This window comes from Leptotrichia sp. oral taxon 215 str. W9775, assembly GCF_000469505.1.
Taxonomy (GTDB): Bacteria; Fusobacteriota; Fusobacteriia; order Fusobacteriales; family Leptotrichiaceae; genus Leptotrichia_A.
In genome coordinates this window covers 8584-27734 of sequence record NZ_KI272827.1, presented here as the reverse complement: position 1 = coordinate 27734, position 19151 = coordinate 8584, and the positions used below count along the sequence as shown (strand labels likewise).

The window sequence follows — 19151 nt, the reverse complement described above, 5'->3', positions numbered from 1 at the left end:
AAAATATTGCAACTCCTTTCCTGATTTATAAAATCTTAATGTAAAACTAAAGCAGTTATCTCATTATAAGGGAACCTGTAAATTCATTAACTCCATCATCAGCAGAATACTGTCCTACGATTTTTCCTCTATCTTTACTTGAAAGATCACTGTTCAGTTTTACTTTATAATTTATTCTTTTATTTCCTGTTTCCCCTGAAACAAGTATATCTTCAGCAGGATACAGATTATACTTTTCGTTTCCTATTTTTACAGTTTTGACAACTTCATTTTTATCTATTACTTTTGTTTTACCATTTCCCATATCTTTTTTACGTTCGTTTGAAGATTTTTTTGTTAAACCTGTCCATAGATTTTTAAAAAAATTTCCATCTTTTCCTTTTTTGGAAGCTTCCGGTCTTCCGCCAAGGGCAAAATAATTATTTATTTCTTCAGCACCTATGGCATTTCTATTTTTTGCCTTATTGGAACCTAAAATTACTACAATAACCCTGTCATTTCCCCTTTGAGCAGTAAGGATTATATTGGAACCTGCAGCTTTATGATATCCTGTCTTCAGTCCGTCAACTCCTCCGACTTTACCTAAAAGGGCATTTGTAGATTTTAATTGTATTTCTCCACCGTCTATATAATCTGTTGCATTTCTTGAAATATTTAAATATTCCTTGTATTCAATAGCTTTTAGTGCCAGTCCGTATAAATCTTTTGCATTTCCCTGATCCATACATGTTCCTGTGTCACCAGGTGGCAGACCATGAGGAGTACAGAATCTTAGTGAGTTTAATCCAAGCTGTTTCGCTTTACTATTCATAGAATCTACAAAGCTGGGAACATCACCACCTGAAACATATTCAGCAAGTGCATATGCAGCATTGTTTGAAGATCTTATGATGGTAGCCTTTAATAAATCCTCCACTGTATACTGTTTACCTGCAACTAGCTTTATACCGTATGGTATAACAGATGCCGTATCTGAAATAGTGACCTTGTCATTCATTGAAATGGCACCACTTCTTATTTTTTCAAGTGTCAGCATAGATGTCATTACTTTTGTCACTGAAGCCAGTGGCCTGACTGCGTTTACATTGTCTTTCTTAAAAATATTTCCTTTTGAATCTCCTACCAGAAGTGCCTGATAATCATAATAATTTTCACCTTCTGCAAATGTGAAAACCGAAATTATAAAAAAACATAACACTAACAGTGTTTTTTTAATATTTACCTTACCTTTCATTTTTTATTTTCCCTACCTTTAATATATTTATCTATCTCAAGAAATATTAACATATTTGTATTAGTTTTTTATTTGTAAAAATTGACTTGATGTCCTCAAATTGAAAAAAAAGATACAGAAAAGTAGTTTCTAATATTAATTTTGTATACTTATCTTGACCAATAGAAAAAGTGAAAAACTTTTTTCTTCATAAACTCCTTTTAAGAAACGGGTATCTTCAGCCCGTTTCTTTTTTTGTCCGTATTTTAGGATATTCAAGCCTATGAAGTGATTTTCTGATATTCAATAAAATTGGAAATAAATTGAATAAATTTGAATAAAATCATATCTACATGTATCATAAATGTATCAAAAAATAAATATAAAAACACAGGTTTTACCCTGTGCCTAATCTGTTTTACCTTCCTGTTTTCATATTTTCCTTTTATCTGATATAATATATAAAAAAGACAAGGGAGGAATTTCAAATGACTAAAAAAGAAGCAGAAGATATGCTCAAAAGACATAGAAAAGAAGCTTTTTGGGATTTTTTTGATTTTTTAAATGAATTCTTTTTACTTCTTCCAGGAGCAATAGCATCTCTTGCAATCCTCTTTTTTGTATTTATACTACCTTTACTACTTTGGTTAGGTATTTTAAAATAGATTTGCATAAAATACAATATTTTGATATAATAAAATTACCTTAAGGTAAACCCAAAAAGGGTACTTATATTAGAGTTAAATAAAATTTGTGGCAATTGAGACTGGAATAATCCAGTCTTTTTTGCTATAATAATTTTGCAAGTTTCACAAAACTTGTAACTCTAATATAAGGAGGTACTGCTATGCTTAAAGTAATAGTTGTACTGATTTTTATTTTAATCAGTTACAATTTATTTTAATCATCAGACCTCAACCCTTAGGGGTATCAATAGGCTTTTATCGGGCCTATTTTTTTATTACCATTAACCGAAGTCATTTTTTGAATGGGCGAATATATTAAATTATCATTATATGTTACAATACGATAAATTTAACTGATATAATTTGATGAAAAACAGATTTGCATAAAATATGATAATCTGATATAATGAAATTACCTTAAGGTAGACCCTTAAAGGGTAACTTTGATAATAAGATAAATAAAACGTTGGCAAATTAGGCTGGAAATTTCCAGTCTTTTTTGTTATAATGATTCTGCGAGTTTCAACGACTCATAATATCATAATAAGGAAGTATACTATGCGTATACTGTTTTTTGTTTTGGTAGCTTTCCTACTGATTCAAAGGATACTGTACTAATTAGTACCCTCATGCCCTTAGGGGAGTTTTTAAGAGATATAATAATTACAAGAGGTGAGTTATTATGGAAAAAAATAAAATAAAAGAAATAATTTCAAAGGTATTAACTATATTAATAATTTTAATTGTTTCTATTCCTAGTCTACTTATTGCTTTAGTCACAGCATTTCCCTGGATTATTTTTTTGGCAATATTATTTGTCATTTGTTTAGGATTGGGATTTATCGGGAAAATAATTTTTATATCTTCGGTATTTATTAGCGTATGTATGCTTTTAGGAGCATTTTTTAGAAATGATTAAAATATCATGTTATTTAAATTATCGTTTAAGCCATATATTGTATTTCTTTAAAAGTTCCAGAGCTTCGTACTCTCCTTTCTTTTTAAATTTCATTTTGTCTAGAATATACTTACCATAATCTATTTTCCTTTCTTAATTTCATTGTATCAATTAAGAATATCTCCAATTTTCAGTTTCCTTTAAGCTAAATCTGATAAAATATATTCATATAAATTATACTGGAGATTTGGAGGATAAAAAATGCAAAGAAAATTGAAATTAAATAGAATGATTTTAGGAGGAATTCTGTTAGGAAGTTTAAGTATATTTGGTGTGCCATTGATGATAACACATAAGGTTTGTCCGATTGGGGGAGAAGAATTTAAAGATTCATACGTTCCTCAATGTCCGACAAATAAATTTGTAATGTTTAAGAATGAATTTACTGAAGAGGAACTTAAAAAATATGAAAAAATTATTAACAGTGAAGAATATCGTGAAATACCTAGAAATTCAAATAAATATTATTATCTGGCAAGATTTTATGAACTTCTGGGAGGAATTTCCGACAAAGAAATAGGTAAAACTTATTTTACTTCATATCATTATTATTCAGAAAATACAGAGGCAAAGAAGGATGCATTACAGAAGGGGATAAGTTATCTGGAAAAAGCTGTTAAAGAAGACAATGAAATAATGTGGAATCTGGCAGACTTATATTATGAAGCAGAAGAATACAGTAAAATGAATAAATTGCTGGAAAAAACATCAAAAAAGGATTTTGGAAAGACAGCAGAATTTTATTATAATCTTGTGGATCCTGAACTTTCTAGTACAAGATACAATATTTTTAAAAAAGAAATAGAAGATGAAAATGTAAAGAAGATGATTGTAACTAAAGCACTTGAATTTTTACAGAAGGAAATAAAAGAAGACAGAAAAAGGGGAAAGGAAATTGAGAAACAGCAATTGCTACGTCAGGCAGAACTATATCGTGAACTGGATAAAAATAATGAAATAGATATCCTTTTTGCCAAAGCTGATAAAAAGTTCTGGAAATCAATAAGTCTTTTTTACATGGATGAACCTGAAATGTATTTGGGAAATGTTTACAATGAAAAGAAAATTTCTACTGCAAAGGATCTTCAACAGGCTTTAGTGTATGCAGATAGGATTCTTTCTGATATTGAAGAAAATAATTCTGAAAAAATAGAAATACTGTTAATTAAGGCTGAAGCATATAGAAGACTTGGTGAGTTTTCTGAAGCTGAAAATCTTTTAAAGGAAATTGATTCTGAAAAAATAAATGAAATGCAGAAATTTCAGTTTGAAAGTATTAAAAGGCAGGTAAAATCAAAGGATAAAAGGGTTTATCAGTATTTTCCACCACAAGTAATGTATTAAAGAAATTTTTTGAGTAGAGTCAAATAAAAGAAAACAAAATCTGGAAGTATTAAAAAATTAGAAGAATTTACAAAAAAAGGTTTTAGGCAACTTTTCGTTACCTGAAACCTTTTCTTTTTATTATTTCTTTTTATTATTTCTTAGATTTTTTCTCTAAAATTTTATTACGTTCTGCAACAAGTTCATTGTATGATTTAAGTATGTTCTCAGGAGTTCCTTCTTCTGACTGGGCATAGTAGCTGTCAGTTGAAGCAGAATGGGAAGCTTTTTCCTTTTTCTCCATTTTTCTTACAAATTCATCAACAGTTCTCTTAAATGCTGAAGCTTTTGTTATAAATGGATCAAAATCTTCCTTTTCAAATCCTTCTTTTTTCAGCTGCTTATTATTTTTCAATGTTTTTCTGAAAACATCAAGAGATTTATTAACTTTTTCCTGAAGAATTTTAAATTCTTTTGCATTTCCGTCTGTAAAGTTACTTGCATCAAGGTTCTGTCTGCTGATTTCCTTTACAAAATCTTCACTGTTTCTAATAAAGATAAACTGGTTATAGTAAGTAAATTCCTTATTTTTAACAAAATCCTGCATTTTATTTTCTCTTACATCTCTTGCATTAGCCTGGAAAGCCTCTTCATATTCATGTGCAACAGTGTTGTATTTTTCAGTCAGTTTTAATATTCTGCTATGTAGTTCCTGTGCTTTTTTGTAATTATCCTTCTGATAAAGTTTTCCTGCATAATAACCGTTCATCTGTGTAACAACAGGAAGCATTTCTTCCAGAACTGGTATCATTTCACCTGCTTTTTTATCAAGTTCTGTAGGTTTTTTAGATTTTGCAACTTCCTTTATTCTGTCAATAAGAGCTTGATTTAACGGAATGTTGACAGTCATTTCCTGTACAGGTTTTTTGAATGTCTCTTCAGTTCCTGTGTCTTCAAAGTAATATAGAAGTTCTTTGTCAAGTTCCAGTATTCTGTTGTATATTTTAATATTTTTGTTGTAGCTATCTGAATTTTGCTGAATAATTTCCTTAGTTTGTGCAGCTTTTTTTCCCCCGGTAGGTAAAATTTTATCTATTTCACTTTTCTTGCCGCAGAAAACTATTACGACAAGCATCAATGCCATTAATACTCCTATTTTTTTCATATATTTCGTGTCCCTTCATTTATTATTCAATTTCTTTTATTATATCAATTTTTCTAATAAAAATCAATTTTCAGAAGAAATTTTGATTGATATTATATCTTAATTTACCATAAATAACGGCTATTGTCAATAAGAATAATCTAAGATAAAATAAAAAAATAAAAAAGGAAATAATAAAAATATATTGTCCCCAAAATCTAGTATATAGAGTAGGAAGTGCAGTTTTTTAAATAATTAGCTTTCAAAATTTAAAGAAAACAGGTATAATGTTATAGCAAATAAAAAGGATTAACTACTTTTTCTTGCAGAAGCCGGTCCTTATTGATTAGTTAAATTGTACAATTTTTTTGTCAGTACATCCTAAAAAGGAGTATGTCTTATGGAAAAAAATGAACTTATAGAGAAACTAAGTAATTTTATAAGAAAAGAAAAATTTCAAGAAATTAATGAAACTATTAAGAAGTTTAAAAATGAAAAAAATTATGATATGGTCTGTTTTTCTTCACAGGCTTTTATCAATATGGATGAATATAAAGAAGCCTTAGAAATTTTAGATAGTATAAGAAATGACTATTCTGAAAGTGGGGAATTTTGCATTCGTTATGCAATGGCTCTATATAATTCCAACAGAGAAGATGAAGCTCTTGAATGGTTTAAAAAAGCTAAAGAAAAAGGAGTAAAAGAGATTGATGAAACATCAGGGAGATATTATCCTAAAAGTGTTGATGACCGGATAAAAAGAGCTGAAGTTTGGGCACCTAGAAGGATAGAAAAAAATAAATTTCAAAAAGAGTTAAGAGAAAAAAGAGATAAAAAACCTATGCAAAATGTAAGTTTTGATGAAGAAGTACTGAAAGGTTTATGGTATCATGATGAATTTTCTTTAAGAGAATATTTAGGAAAACCTGCAACGGATGAAGATTTTGAAAAAGTTGAAAAGGAATTGGGATATTGTTTGCCGGAATCATACAAGGCATTAATGAGAATTCAAAATGGAGGAGAACTGAGAAAAAATAATTTTGAAGGACCTTTTAAAAGAAATTGGGCCAGTAGAAGTTTTGATGCTATAGGTTTATATGGTGTAGATTCTTCCAGAAGATACTCACTTTGTGGAGAGTTTGGGTCTAAATTTTGGATAGAGAAATGGAAATATCCTAATATAGGAATTGCTATTTGTGGAACTTCAAGTGGAGGACATGATATGATTTTTCTTGATTACTCAGATTGCGGACCGGAAGGAGAACCTTGTGTAGTTCATATAGATCAGGAAGGTGGTTACGAGATAACATATTTAGCAGATAATTTTAAAGATTTTATAGATGGGCTTTTTCCTAGCTTTGATGATGAGGATGATGATTAAAAGTGATGATTAGTAATAAAACTAAGGGAGTATTTTGGATGCTGGTATCCGTATTAGGTTTTACTTTTATGGGTATAGCAATAAAGTATTTACCAAGAATTCCCACTTATGAGAAGGTATTTTTTAGAAATTCAGTGAGCCTTATGCTTTCTGCATTTATTTTGTTTAAACAGAAAGAATCTATAAAAGTTGAAAAAGAAAACATTCCCTTTGTTTTTGGAAGATCATTTTTTGGGTTTGTTGGAATGGTGGCAAACTTTTATGCACTGGAGTATTTAACTATGGCAGAAGCCAATATGCTAAATAAACTTTCACCTGTATTTGTAACAATTTGTGCCTGCATGTTTTTGAAAGAAAGAGTGGATAAAAAACAGGTTATAGGAATAATTTTAATGCTTCTGGCAGTTGTGTTTGTAATAAAACCAAGTTTTTCACCAGAGATTATTCCAAGTTTAGCAGGGCTTTCCTCAGCTGTACTTGCGGGATTCTCTTATACGATAATTAGATATTTGAATGGAAAGGTAAAGTCGGAAATTAATGTACTCTACTTTTCACTTTTATCTGTTGTCTGCACTTTCCCGCTTATGATGATGAATTTTGTAAAGCCAACTTTAAACGAGTTTTTAATCCTTTTAGGAGGAATAGGAATTTCTGCTGCAATAGGTCAATTTGGACTTACTTATGCCTATACTTTTGCACCGGCATCAGAAGTTTCAATTTATAACTATGTTATCATAATAACAAGTATGTTGATGGATTATATTTTATTTAGTACAATTCCAGATTTATTCAGTTTTATAGGTGGATTTATAATTATCAGTACAGCGATTTATTTATATATGCATAATAAGAAGAAAGATAATTAAAATAAATTGTGGTCAAAACAAAAATATGCTTCCAGTATTTTCAATTTTTTAGTAAATACTGAAAGCATATTTTACAGTTTTATTTTTATAGTAAATGTTTTTGAAATTACCTATAAAGTAATTTCCTATTTTTCCAGGGCATTTTTAAAGTCTTCAATTAAATCATCTATATTTTCAAGTCCAACTGCAATTCTGACCATTGAATTAGTTATTCCTCTTGCATTTTTTTCTTCTTCAGGCATTTCAGCGTGAGTTACTGTGCTTGGGTGTGTTACAAGAGTTTCAGGTCCTCCAAGACTTGGAGCCAGTGTTGCTATTTTTATATTTTCAAAAAATGTTTTTACCTTTTTTTCATCCTTTAATATAAATGAGAATACTGCCCCTATACCTGAAGCCTGAGTTTTATGTATCTCTTTTCCTTTATTATCATCTTCAATAGGAGAATATACTTTTTTCACTGCCGGATGATTTCTGAAAAATTCCAGAAGCTTCAAAGTGTTATTTTGAGCTGTATCCACTCTTATCTTTAAAGTTTTCAAACTTCTCATTAAAAGCCAGCTGTCAAAAGGCGGAAGGATAGCTCCTATTGCCTTCTGTGCAAACCATACATCTTCTGCAAGTTTATCATCATTAACAACTACAATTCCCGCAATGATATCATGATGTCCGCTCAAAAATTTTGTAGCACTGTGAACCACTATGTCAATCCCTAATTCAAGAGGTCTCTGTAAATACGGAGTAAGAAACGTGTTATCTGCTATTGTAAGAAGGCCATGTTCCTTTGCTATTTTAACAACTCCTCTGATATCTGTTATATCAAGTAGCGGATTGGAAGGTGTTTCTATAAATATAGCCACTGTTTCAGGTCTTACGGCATTTTTTATTTCATCAAGATTTGTAGCATCGACAAATGTATATTTAAGATTAAATTTCCCAAATATATCAGTTGTGATTCTGTATGTTCCTCCATAAATGTCAGTTCCAAGTATTATGTGATCTCCAGCCTTAAATCTTGTGAATACAGATGTAATAGCCGCCATTCCTGAAGAAAAGGCATATCCATGTTTTCCATTTTCCAGAATAGCCATTAATTTTTCAAGTTCGCTTCTAGTTGGGTTGGAAACTCTCCCATATTCGAAATCCTGAGGTTCTCCAAAACTTTTAGTTTTATATGCGGAAGCCATATTAATGGTATTGTTCCATTCACAATTTCCTTTCTCTGTATCTTTCAGTCCATGTATTGCTTTTGTTTCAAACTTCATATATCGCCCTCATTTCCATAAAATTTATTTTATTGTACCACATTATTGTAATATTTTTTATAAATTTTTCTTTTTATTATCTTACCTTCTAAACTTTTACCTGATATATTAAAAAATCTATTTCTATTTAGCAATTTTATTATATTCCTTTATCAGTTCATTATATTCGTGGAATACATTTTCAGGGGTTCCGGATTCATTTTTCAGGGAAGGATTATTCTGGAGAAGTTTCGGATCTAACTTTTCCTTATTTTCAACCCTGCTTATGAATTTTGCCATAGCTTCCTTAAATCTTTCTGTGTAAAGTAGAAAAGATGTGAAATCACTGCTATGATAGTGTTCCTTTTTTAACATTTCCTGGTTTTCAGCAGAATTTTTAAGTTTATCCATGGAAGCAGTCATTTTTGCTTCAAGTTCCTTAAATTTAGCAAGGTCTGCATCTGTAAGATTTTCAGCAGATATTTTTTCCCTCTGGATTTCATCCAGTATTTCTTCACATGAATCTATAAATGTCATTAAATCGTATTCTATAAGTTTTCCTTCTTTTTTAATTTTTTCAGCGATTTTTCTTTTCTGCTCTTTGGAACGGTTGCTAAAAGCTTCCTTAAATTTTTTTGAAAGAATACGGTATTTTTTAGTTATCTCTAAAAAATTGACATGCATTTCTTCCCGTAAAGTCTTATTTTTGAAATAATTCCCATCTCCATAGTAAGCTGTCATCTGATCAGTCAAGGTCTTCATTTCTGACAGGACTGGAAGCAGCTCCCTCGAAGCGTTATCAAGTTCTTTCATTTCAGGTACTTTTGCAATATTTTCCTTAGCTGCATCGATAATTGACTGGTCAATTGAAGGAATATTTATTTTTTCTTCGGGTCTTTTCATTTTCTTATCAGTTCCCGCCACTTCAAAATAATATCCTGTGTATTCGTCTATCTGTAAAAGGTGGTTGTAGAGCTGGACATAGCCATTGTATTTTTCCGCTTCCAGTTTTTCGTTTTCTCTTGCAATATTTACATCGTTTTTTTCCTTTTCTTCTTTTGCCTTATTTTTTCCACATGAGAATATCAGTATAAAAATAATAAAAAAAATAATATGATTTTTCCTCTTCATAAAATTGTCACACATTAAGTTACAGAAATGTAAAATAATAGGTGTTTCTCCTTTCTATAATTACTTGTTAAGGCCATTATAGTAATTTTAAGAAGTAAAGTCAAATAAAAAAAGAAAATTTGTGCATATGACGGAATTGTTAATTGGAATTATTGCAATATAGATAATAATAAGGTAAAATGTATTGAAAATGTGAAAATGAATCAGAAAAAACAGAACCAAATTTAATTTTGAAAGGAATAGGAATGGGATATATAAAAATATTGGATGAAAGCGTATCCAATATAATTGCGGCAGGGGAAGTAGTGGAAAATCCCGCCTCAATGATTAAGGAAATGATTGAAAATTCTCTTGATGCAAAGGCGACAGTTATTAAGATTGAGGTTTTCAAGGGAGGAACAGAAGTAAAAATAAATGATAATGGTATAGGAATGGACAAGGAGGATACCCTTCTTTCAATTGAAAGACATGCCACTTCAAAAATTTCCACAAAGGATGATGTTTTCAACCTTCAGACTTATGGATTCAGGGGAGAAGCCCTTGCGTCAATAGCGGCAGTCTCAAAATTGACTATTACCACAAGGACGGCTGCAAGTAATACAGGATATAGAATAGGAAGCTATGGAGGAGTCGTAAGGAAATTTGAGGAAATTTCAAGAAATCCGGGAACAGAAATAGAAGTAAGGGATTTATTTTATAATACCCCTGCAAGAAAAAAATTTCTTCGGAAAGAATCGACAGAATATAATAAAATAAGGGATATAGTACTGAAGGAAGCCCTTGCCAATACTGAAGTTGCATTTATACTTGAACTGGATGGTAAAGCCACTATAAATACAAGCGGTAGGGGAATAGACAACACAATACTTGAACTGTTTGGAAAATCTGTCCTGAGAAATCTGAATAAGTTCGAATACGGATATTTGGGAAATGTGGAAATATTGAGAAGCAGCAAGGATTATATATTTACATACATAAATAAAAGATATGTAAAATCTGCAACAATAGAAAGGGCTGTAATAGACGGATATTATACAAAACTGATGAAGGGGAAATATCCTTTTGCAATAATATTTTTTGATATAGACCCTGCAGAAATAGATGTAAATGTACACCCTTCAAAGAAAATAGTTAAATTTTCCAATGATAAGGCGATATACAGACAGCTGAAGGATTCGATAGATGAATTTTTCTATCACAATGACAGGGAAAACTGGCAACCTAACATTGATCTTCTGAAGCAGAATATAAATGTGGAAAATAAGGATGAAAAAATAAGCAATTTATTTTCTGATGAAATAGTGAAAACAGACAGCCAGAAATTTTTCAGTTTTGAAACTCATGACGGAAATTTTGATGTTGTAAATAGTGATGCAAATAAAGAAGAAAATGTCATGGTGGAAACTGAAACAGAAAGAAATTACAGTGCGGAAGAAAGTCAGGATGTGAATCCGGAAGTTGCCAAAAAAGAAGCGGCTTCTAAAGAAATAATGTCTGTAAATGAAGAAAATGTAGATTTTTCAGTATCTTATAACGAAAAAGAAAATGAAAAGCAGGATTCAGTTATACCTGAAGTAAGGGGAGAATATTTCCAAAAGGCAGAAAAAGAAGAAAGATATGCAAATTTTAATATAGAAAAATCAAGTGAAGGATACAAGGTAGGAACATTTGAAAAGCATGAGGGAAGACAGTTTGATTATAATATACTGGGACAAATTTTTGATACGTATATTCTTGTAAGAAAAAATGATGAACTGGAAATTTATGACCAGCATATTATTCATGAAAGAATACTGTATGAGGAACTGAAGGATAAATTTTATAGTAAAAAACTTGATTCCCAGCAGCTTCTTATACCTCAAAAAATTGAAGTGACGGCAGTTGAAAAAAGTATTATTCTGGAAAATCAGGAAACATTCAGTGAATTTGGATTTGACATAGATCAGTTTTCTGATAACGAAATGCTGTTGAGGGCTGTTCCGGCATTTGATTTCAGGGAAGATGTGAAAAATGTTTTTCATAAGCTTCTTGAGGATCTGAAGGATGAAAACGAAATAAAGGATCTGAGGGAAAATATAATAATTTCAATGTCATGTAAAGGAGCTGTGAAGGCAGGTCAGAAACTTGATATGGGAGAAATGCAGAACATGGTAAGGAGGCTTCATGAAGTGGGAAAATATACATGTCCCCATGGAAGACCTATTATTGTAAAGCTCACAAAAAATGATCTGGACAAAATGTTTGGAAGAAAAAAATAAAAAAAATTTTGACAATAGGAAAAAAATATGGTAAAGATTAATATAATATGTATCGGTAAGATAAAAGACAAATATATAAGAGATGGAATTTCAGAGTTTTCCAAAAGGCTTTCAAGGTATGCAAACCTTAATATTATTGAACTGCCTGAAGAAGATGATAATAAGGGAATTGGAACGGCTATAACAAAAGAAACAGAAAGAATAATCGATGCATTAAATAAGAGGAACCGTTCTTACAGCATACTGCTTGACCTGAAGGGAAAATTGAAGTCATCTGAAGAAATGGCTGAAGAGATTGAAAATATATCTTTACAGCATAGTGAAATTAATTTTATAATAGGCGGATCAAATGGAGTTGATGATGAATTAAGAAAACTGGTTGATTTCAGGCTGGCTTTTTCATCTTTTACATTTCCTCATCAGCTGATGAGATTGATTCTGATGGAGCAGATATATAGATGGATTTCTATAAATAAAAATATAAAATATCATAAATAAATGGAGGGAGAGAGTTATGTACTCTGCAGGTGAAGAATTTGAAAAAGTAATCAATGGAGATGAAGAATATTTTACTTGTCTTGCAAATATAACTGTTGACGAGAAGGAATATTTAATTTGTGAAAATGAATCCGGAATAAAGAAAGTTTTCTTTTATGATACAAATGAAGAGGATCTTATTCTTCTTGAAGAGGATGAAGAAGATGAAGTCCTTGAAATATGGGAAGAGGAATATTATGACAGGGATAAGGATTATATGTACTGGAATGAAGAATTCGGTGAATATGATGAAGTGAAGGATGAAGAACAGGATTTTGATAATATTGAAGAAATGGAAGATGAAGAAGATTCAGATGATATCCTTGTAGGATATGATGACGATGAAGAGGACATTGATGAATTTCTTGACGAGTTTCTTGATGAGTAGGTGACAATGGAAATAACTATAAAAAGTAATGATTTTTACGGTGAAAAATATAATAAAAGCTTTGAAATAATAGAAGTTCTGAATTTACCGGATAAAAGGGAATACCATTATGAAGATGAATTTGGTAAATGCAGGATAATAGAAGCGGAAAACACAGTTGAAATATACCGTAGGGGAAGTATAAATTCAAAACAGGTTTTCAAAATGGGGAAAGTAACGTCTTTTACTTATATGACTAAAGAATTTAAAGCAAAATATGAAATTTTCACAAAAAAAATATTATTAAATAATGGAAAAATAATAATGGAGTATGATATAATAGATAGAAATGAAACAGTAAACAGTATAAGTCTAGAGATTATACCTTTTACCAAAAAATAAAATATAGAAGCTGGAAAGGAAAAATAATGAGTAATCAGACAAATGAAAGTAAAATTATAAGTGAAAAACTTAAAAAAGTTGAAGAACTGAAAGAAGCAGGAATAGAACCTTACGGAAGAAAATATGAAAAAATAAATGATATTGAAGAAATTAACAAATATGATGAAACATGTGGTAAAGTATTTAAAACAGCAGGAAGAATAATTGCATACAGAAGAATGGGAAAAAATGGATTTGGACATATTCAGGATTCCACAGGGAAACTGCAGTATTATGTAAAGCAGGATGAAGTTGGGGAAGAACAGTATGAAATCTATAAAAAACTGGGAATAGGAGATTTTATAGGAATAGAAGGTGTACTGTTCAGAACTAAGACAGGAGAGCTGACGTTGAGGGCAAGTTCTTTTGAAGTGCAGTCTAAAAATATAAGACCACTTCCTGAAAAATTCCATGGGCTGACAAATGTTGAAACAAGATATAGACAGAGATATGTTGACCTTGTAATGAACAGGGAAGTTATGGAAACTATGAAGAAAAGATTCCAGATTGTAAGATTTTTCAGAAAATATCTTGAGGAAAAAGGATTTGTAGAAGTTGAAACTCCTATGATGCATCCAATTGCAGGAGGAGCTACTGCAAGACCATTTACTACTCATCACAATGCACTGGATATGGAACTATTTTTAAGGGTTGCTCCTGAGCTTTATTTGAAAAGACTTCTTGTTGGAGGATTTGATAAAGTATTTGAAATTAACAGAAGTTTCAGAAATGAAGGAATTTCAGTAAAACATAACCCTGAATTTACAATGATGGAACTGTATCAGGCTTATGCTGATTATGTGGATATGATGAATATTACAGAAGATCTTATTTCAAAGCTGACATACGAATTACACGGAACTTATGAAATAGAATATGAAGGTAAGAAAATAAATATGGCAAGTCCTTGGAGAAGGGTAAAAATGAAGGATATAGTAAAGGAAGTTGCCGGATTTGATTTTGATGCTGTTACAAGCGATGAAGATGCTGTTAATAAAGCAAAAGAGCTTGGAATACCTTTGGAAAAAGACAAAACTTACACAAAATATGGAATATTGAACCTTGTTTTTGAAGAAAAAGTAGAAGAAACACTTATAAATCCTACTTTTATTATAGAATATCCGAAGGAAATTTCTCCTCTTTCAAAAAATAAAAAGGGAGAAACTGACTGGGTAGACAGATTTGAACTATTTATTTCAGGAAGAGAATTTGCAAATGCTTATTCTGAATTAAATGATCCTAGAGATCAGCAGGAAAGATTTGAAGAGCAGGTAAAAATGAAGGAAGCTGGAGACGATGAAGCTCAGAATATGGACTTAGACTACATAAGAGCTCTGGAATATGGAATGCCGCCTGCAGGAGGGCTGGGAATAGGAATAGACAGATTAGTAATGTTGCAGACTAATTCAGCATCTATAAGAGATGTAATATTATTCCCTACACTTAGAAAAGAAGATATAGAACTGTAGTCAGAAATAGAATAGAATATTGAAAAGGGACGTGTGCCAGAAAACTTGGAGGTAAAACTGAAGGGTTGAAGGCACATGTTTTTTATGTAGTATAAAATTATTTTTTTCAGTTTATTTTCAGTTTAAGATGCTAGAATAAATTATAAGTTAAAAGAAATATATAGAAATAGAGTTTAATTACACAGGGAGGAAACGAATTATGAAAAAATTAATTTTAGTGTCAATGCTGTTACTGGGAATGCTTACATTTGCAGAAAGATTTACAAGTCCAAATAAAAGATTGGAAATATCTTTAAAAGAGAATGCGGAAGGACAGTCGCCGGCAGGATATTTCTGGTATAATGAAGAAGGCGAGGCTGACAGATATTCATTTTTCATAGTTACTGACAATGCAAAGGAAATTTCGCTTGTTCAAAGCTATGAAAGTAAGGAAAAAGCAGGAGGGAAAATATCAGAAACTTATCTTGATGACCCTGCTACAGGAACGGTTCCTACTGTTTTTGGAACATATAAAGTACATCGTGACAATAAAAAAGGAATATATTATGTAAATAACTATGTTGATTTACAAGGGAAAAAACATGCAAAATTGTATTTCGGATTTGATAAGAAACATAATACAATAGTTATACTTGATAAAAATATGAATATTGTGGAAGTTTTACAAAGAGGAGCAGCGGGGTAGTATAATCAATCAGGAATATTTTATCAACAGTTTTGGAATAAGAATTCAATATGCAAAAGAGGTTATCTCAAAATAGTAAAAATAAAATATGACATATGGAAAAAATATAGTTTTCCACATTGTTTTTTAAGTTTTTTGAGATAGCTTCTTTTTTTATTGCATAATAAATTTTAAATGTAGAGAAAACGAAAGAATATACTTAAAGGAAAAAATTTATAGTGCTTATGAAAATAAAACAAATGGAAAATATTAAAAATATAAGGTATAATTAAATTAAAATAAATGAAAAGATTGAAAGGTAAAATTTAAAATTATGAGAAGATATAAAGGAAATATATATTTATTTTTTAATTTATTTAGTATAGAAGTATTGATGTTCATTATCTTCTTTTATAATAGAAAAATAGATATGATATATGTAAATAATGAATTTGTTTCTTATCTGTTTGAGGAAATGTATTTATCTCTAACTATATTTATTACGGAGGAAATGATTTTTAGGGAAGGATTTTTTATTATTTTAAAAAATAAAATGAAATATTATAATGTAGTGCAGGCAATACTGTTTTCGATTTTTCACTTGAATTTTATTTATTTCTATGCAATAAAAAATATTTTCCTGAGTATTCTATACAGTTTTATTACAGGAATGATATATGGAAATATCAGGAAAAATTCTAAAAATGTAGAAGTTTGTATTATGTTAAGAATAGCTTCATTTCTGTCAAAAATAATTTTCTTGAAATTTTTAGTAGAAATTAGAAGGATTTTTTTCATAAGAAATAATGAATTAATAATTATTTTTGGTGTATTTTTCTGTATTTATATATTTACATTGAGAAAAATAGATAGAAATATCTATAATTTTATTAACTAATGGAGGGAAAAGTGTATAAAAATAATAAAGAAATGGTATATTTTAGTATTCATATAATATTTTTTATTTTGGCAGGAATGATTATTTTTGGATTTTTATCTGAAATAATTAATAAATTTTATCCATTAGAACCTTATCCCCCTTTTGTTATGAATTTTGGGAATTTTATTTTTTTAATAATAAAAGCTCCAATAGCAGAGGAAGTAATATTTAGAAAATGGACATTTGATTTTTTGAAAAAGAAAACTAAATATTATAATGTAATACAGGCTTTAATTTTTGCTTTGTGGCATAGATATTTTATGCAAAAAATTTATACTTTTATATTAGGAGTATTTCTTGGAAATGTAAAGGATAAGAAGGGGAATATATGGTTATGCATATATTTACATATGCTGTTCAATATAACAGGAATTTATTTAAAAGATTTTTATCTTGGATTTATAGATAGTATTATTAAAATGTTAAATATGGAAAATAGTTTATTATTTATGACAATAGTCTTTATAATAATGTTTATTTTGCATACTGCAGGCTTTATCTGGAGCTTAAAAAAGATTGGAAAAGGATTTTATAAATTATTTTAATTTATAATACACTAAATAATATACGACAGGAAGGGGAAAATGGAAGAGTTCAAAAAAATAAATAGGAGGATAAGTGTGAATACAAAAAAGATTATTTTATTTTTATTATTATCAGTCATCTCATTTACAAATCAAATGACGGATAATGGTTTTAAAGTTTTAGAAGGATATCCAAAAAACTATGAAAGAGACCATATGGATGGTTATGGAGGGAAGGACTATATCATAAACAATAAGAATCCTTATAAGTTGCTTATGTATTTCAAAGTGTATGGAGGTGGGAATCAATATTTGAATCAATCTCTTCAAAATTCTGATGACAGGAATGATGTACTGAAGTTTTTTAATATTGATAGCCTAGATATTCATTATTCTTCAGACTTCATTGAATTAAAGAATGGGGAGAAGTTTTTGTATGGTAGAATTATTCTTGATTTTAATGATCTAGATGTAAAATTAGAATTATATTACATAGACAGTAACAATGAATCAAAGAAAAAAGTTTTTATAAAAGAAAGAAATTTTAATATCTTTAATCTTTTAGATAAAATAAATAGTGATACTACAGAAGGATATTATGGCATACCTCCGTATGGAGAAAAAGTAACAATAATAACAAAAGATAAAATTATTTATAAAAGGACATTATTTTTACTAGGTGCAGAAAAAGAGATGTATGAAAATTTTTTGGAACTGTTTAAGGACGAAATACCTGAAGAATTTTTTGAAAAAAGAAATAGATACAAAGACTAAATTTAAACTATAATTGCTATAAAAAATTTGATAAAATGTCGCAATTAATATTGCAATTTAAGGTTTATAAAAAAGCAAATGAAAAAGAAGGTTATTTTAATTCTTATACGGAGCATTTTATAAAATATTTTGATAAAAAAGTACAATTTGAAAAAATTAACTGCTATGTACTGCACCTCCAATCTTGTGTCCAAGATTTTGGGGTCAGTACATTATGAATTATTTAGAATTTCACAATGCAAAACAGGAATGAATTTAGAAAAAGTCAACAACCTGATTTTTCAGGTGAATTTTGACTTTTTCTTTATGAATGACTGTTTTATATAAGTGAAATTCTAGCAAATGAATAAATATAGTTTTCATATATTGCATTTGTATTTTTCTATTTTGAGACAGTTTTTTATTTTGAAAATATTAGTTTTTAAATTTAACAGTATAAATTATATCTTTTGCCTGACCTAAATCATCAACTTGTGCAATTCCGATTCCAATAACTTTTGACTTGAAAGGTTTAAAATCATATTTTCCAGTAAATTCATCTATTTTAGCCGGATCTTCTGGAGTAAGTAATGTTATATGCGGATCAAAGTTCATAAACACATTTGGAGAACCATACAAATTAAATGATTTTACCTTTTCAGGAATAGATTTTGCCCAGTCAGGAACTTTAGCATCAGTTGCACGATATTTGTTAAGGCTTACAGTCATTTCATCTGCCAGTCCCTGTATTATTGCATTGTTTTCAGCATCAAGCATAAACCAGTTTCCACCAGTTTTTCTTAATCTGTAGAAATTTACCTCGAAAGGCTTAGTATTTTTTGCAATTTTATTGACAGTTTCCTTTATTGTTTTCAATGCTTCAGGCTTGTATTCTGTAAGATAAAGAGTCATGTGTATTGCATACCCTTTTGAATAAAGGCTGTCGATGCCAACTTCCTTAAGTCCCTTTGAAATGCTTTCAACATTTTGTTTTGCACTGTTATCCATAATTACAAATACATTGTAGTTTACATTGGAAAAAATGTTAAAACAGAATATTAAAAAAACTGAGAAAAAGATTTTTTTTAATTTCATTGTTAAACCTCCTAAAATTTTTGTCATTAACATTATACCTCATAATGACTGAAAAACAATATTTATAAAATATGAAAAGATAAAAAAAGGGATGTCTCAAAATAGCAAAAATTAAGTAGGATATATAAAAAACTATATTTTTTTCATTTACTAAAATTTT

19 protein-coding genes are annotated in these 19151 nt (G+C 29.5%); 14 read left to right on the top strand and 5 right to left on the bottom strand.

Translation table 11 applies throughout. The features are described 5' to 3' along the window. Positions 1 to 55: 55 nt before the first annotated feature. Entirely contained in the window at positions 56 to 1234 is a 1179-nt protein-coding gene (locus tag HMPREF1984_RS01995; RefSeq protein WP_021766202.1) for a D-alanyl-D-alanine carboxypeptidase family protein, read from the bottom strand. 467 nt (positions 1235 to 1701) lie between these two features. Between HMPREF1984_RS01995 and HMPREF1984_RS11255 the strand changes: the two genes are divergently transcribed. From HMPREF1984_RS11255 to HMPREF1984_RS01985, 3 genes are all read left to right on the top strand, one after another. Then, entirely contained in the window at positions 1702 to 1878 is a 177-nt protein-coding gene (locus HMPREF1984_RS11255) for a hypothetical protein (RefSeq protein ID WP_021766200.1), read from the top strand. Positions 1879 to 2581: 703 nt separating this feature from the next. Then, positions 2582 to 2818: a hypothetical protein gene (locus HMPREF1984_RS01990; protein WP_021766199.1), complete on the top strand. Its 237-nt coding sequence runs from the start codon at positions 2582 to 2584 to the stop codon at positions 2816 to 2818. A gap of 240 nt (positions 2819 to 3058) precedes the next feature. Beyond that, positions 3059 to 4201: a lipopolysaccharide assembly protein LapB gene (locus tag HMPREF1984_RS01985; protein ID WP_021766198.1), complete on the top strand. Its 1143-nt coding sequence runs from the start codon at positions 3059 to 3061 to the stop codon at positions 4199 to 4201. 133 nt (positions 4202 to 4334) lie between these two features. Here HMPREF1984_RS01985 and HMPREF1984_RS01980 read toward each other — a convergent pair whose 3' ends face one another. Then, on the bottom strand, positions 4335 to 5345 hold the full coding sequence (locus HMPREF1984_RS01980; protein ID WP_021766197.1) for a DUF3829 domain-containing protein: 1011 nt from the start codon (positions 5343 to 5345) through the stop codon (positions 4335 to 4337). A gap of 379 nt (positions 5346 to 5724) precedes the next feature. Here HMPREF1984_RS01980 and HMPREF1984_RS01975 point away from each other — a divergent pair, with 379 nt between their 5' ends. Both HMPREF1984_RS01975 and HMPREF1984_RS01970 read left to right on the top strand, forming a co-directional pair. Beyond that, a complete protein-coding gene (locus HMPREF1984_RS01975; RefSeq protein ID WP_021766196.1) occupies positions 5725 to 6705 on the top strand; it encodes an SMI1/KNR4 family protein in 981 nt (326 codons plus the stop codon). Between the two features lie 2 nt (positions 6706 to 6707). Beyond that, positions 6708 to 7571 carry a DMT family transporter gene (locus tag HMPREF1984_RS01970; protein WP_198011743.1) on the top strand — a complete coding sequence of 288 codons (864 nt, stop codon included), beginning with the start codon at positions 6708 to 6710 and terminating at the stop codon, positions 7569 to 7571. A gap of 125 nt (positions 7572 to 7696) precedes the next feature. Here the strand turns inward: HMPREF1984_RS01970 and HMPREF1984_RS01965 are convergent, their stop codons facing one another. Both HMPREF1984_RS01965 and HMPREF1984_RS01960 read right to left on the bottom strand, forming a co-directional pair. Further along, the gene (locus tag HMPREF1984_RS01965) at positions 7697 to 8833 is read right to left on the bottom strand and encodes a PLP-dependent aspartate aminotransferase family protein (RefSeq protein ID WP_021766194.1); all 1137 of its coding nucleotides are present in this window, start codon (positions 8831 to 8833) and stop codon (positions 7697 to 7699) included. A 123-nt stretch (positions 8834 to 8956) separates the two neighbouring features. Continuing rightward, complete coding sequence (locus HMPREF1984_RS01960; RefSeq protein ID WP_198011742.1) at positions 8957 to 9943, bottom strand: DUF3829 domain-containing protein; 987 nt, start codon at positions 9941 to 9943, stop codon at positions 8957 to 8959. A gap of 245 nt (positions 9944 to 10188) precedes the next feature. Here HMPREF1984_RS01960 and mutL point away from each other — a divergent pair, with 245 nt between their 5' ends. The 9 genes from mutL (at position 10189) to HMPREF1984_RS01915 (ending at position 17917) form a co-directional block, all read left to right on the top strand. After that, entirely contained in the window at positions 10189 to 12201 is a 2013-nt protein-coding gene (gene mutL / locus HMPREF1984_RS01955) for a DNA mismatch repair endonuclease MutL (RefSeq protein WP_021766192.1), read from the top strand. 27 nt (positions 12202 to 12228) lie between these two features. Further along, a complete protein-coding gene (locus tag HMPREF1984_RS01950) occupies positions 12229 to 12699 on the top strand; it encodes a 23S rRNA (pseudouridine(1915)-N(3))-methyltransferase RlmH (protein ID WP_021766191.1) in 471 nt (156 codons plus the stop codon). A gap of 16 nt (positions 12700 to 12715) precedes the next feature. After that, complete coding sequence (locus tag HMPREF1984_RS01945; protein ID WP_021766190.1) at positions 12716 to 13126, top strand: hypothetical protein; 411 nt, start codon at positions 12716 to 12718, stop codon at positions 13124 to 13126. A 6-nt stretch (positions 13127 to 13132) separates the two neighbouring features. Continuing rightward, a complete protein-coding gene (locus HMPREF1984_RS01940; protein ID WP_036099439.1) occupies positions 13133 to 13507 on the top strand; it encodes a DUF1934 family protein in 375 nt (124 codons plus the stop codon). Positions 13508 to 13533: 26 nt separating this feature from the next. Beyond that, positions 13534 to 15015, top strand: coding sequence for a lysine--tRNA ligase (lysS, locus tag HMPREF1984_RS01935; RefSeq protein ID WP_021766188.1), 1482 nt, complete (start codon positions 13534 to 13536; stop codon positions 15013 to 15015). A 199-nt stretch (positions 15016 to 15214) separates the two neighbouring features. Then, positions 15215 to 15700 carry a hypothetical protein gene (locus tag HMPREF1984_RS01930; protein ID WP_021766187.1) on the top strand — a complete coding sequence of 162 codons (486 nt, stop codon included), beginning with the start codon at positions 15215 to 15217 and terminating at the stop codon, positions 15698 to 15700. Between the two features lie 313 nt (positions 15701 to 16013). Beyond that, positions 16014 to 16577: a type II CAAX prenyl endopeptidase Rce1 family protein gene (locus HMPREF1984_RS11740; protein ID WP_021766186.1), complete on the top strand. Its 564-nt coding sequence runs from the start codon at positions 16014 to 16016 to the stop codon at positions 16575 to 16577. An 11-nt stretch (positions 16578 to 16588) separates the two neighbouring features. After that, a complete protein-coding gene (locus HMPREF1984_RS01920) occupies positions 16589 to 17164 on the top strand; it encodes a CPBP family intramembrane glutamic endopeptidase (protein ID WP_036099436.1) in 576 nt (191 codons plus the stop codon). A 75-nt stretch (positions 17165 to 17239) separates the two neighbouring features. Next, positions 17240 to 17917: a hypothetical protein gene (locus HMPREF1984_RS01915; RefSeq protein WP_156894228.1), complete on the top strand. Its 678-nt coding sequence runs from the start codon at positions 17240 to 17242 to the stop codon at positions 17915 to 17917. 414 nt (positions 17918 to 18331) lie between these two features. Here HMPREF1984_RS01915 and HMPREF1984_RS01910 read toward each other — a convergent pair whose 3' ends face one another. After that, positions 18332 to 18991, bottom strand: a complete 660-nt coding sequence (locus tag HMPREF1984_RS01910; protein WP_036099434.1) for a 2'-5' RNA ligase family protein — start codon at positions 18989 to 18991, stop codon at positions 18332 to 18334. Between the last annotated feature and the right edge of the window lie 160 nt (positions 18992 to 19151).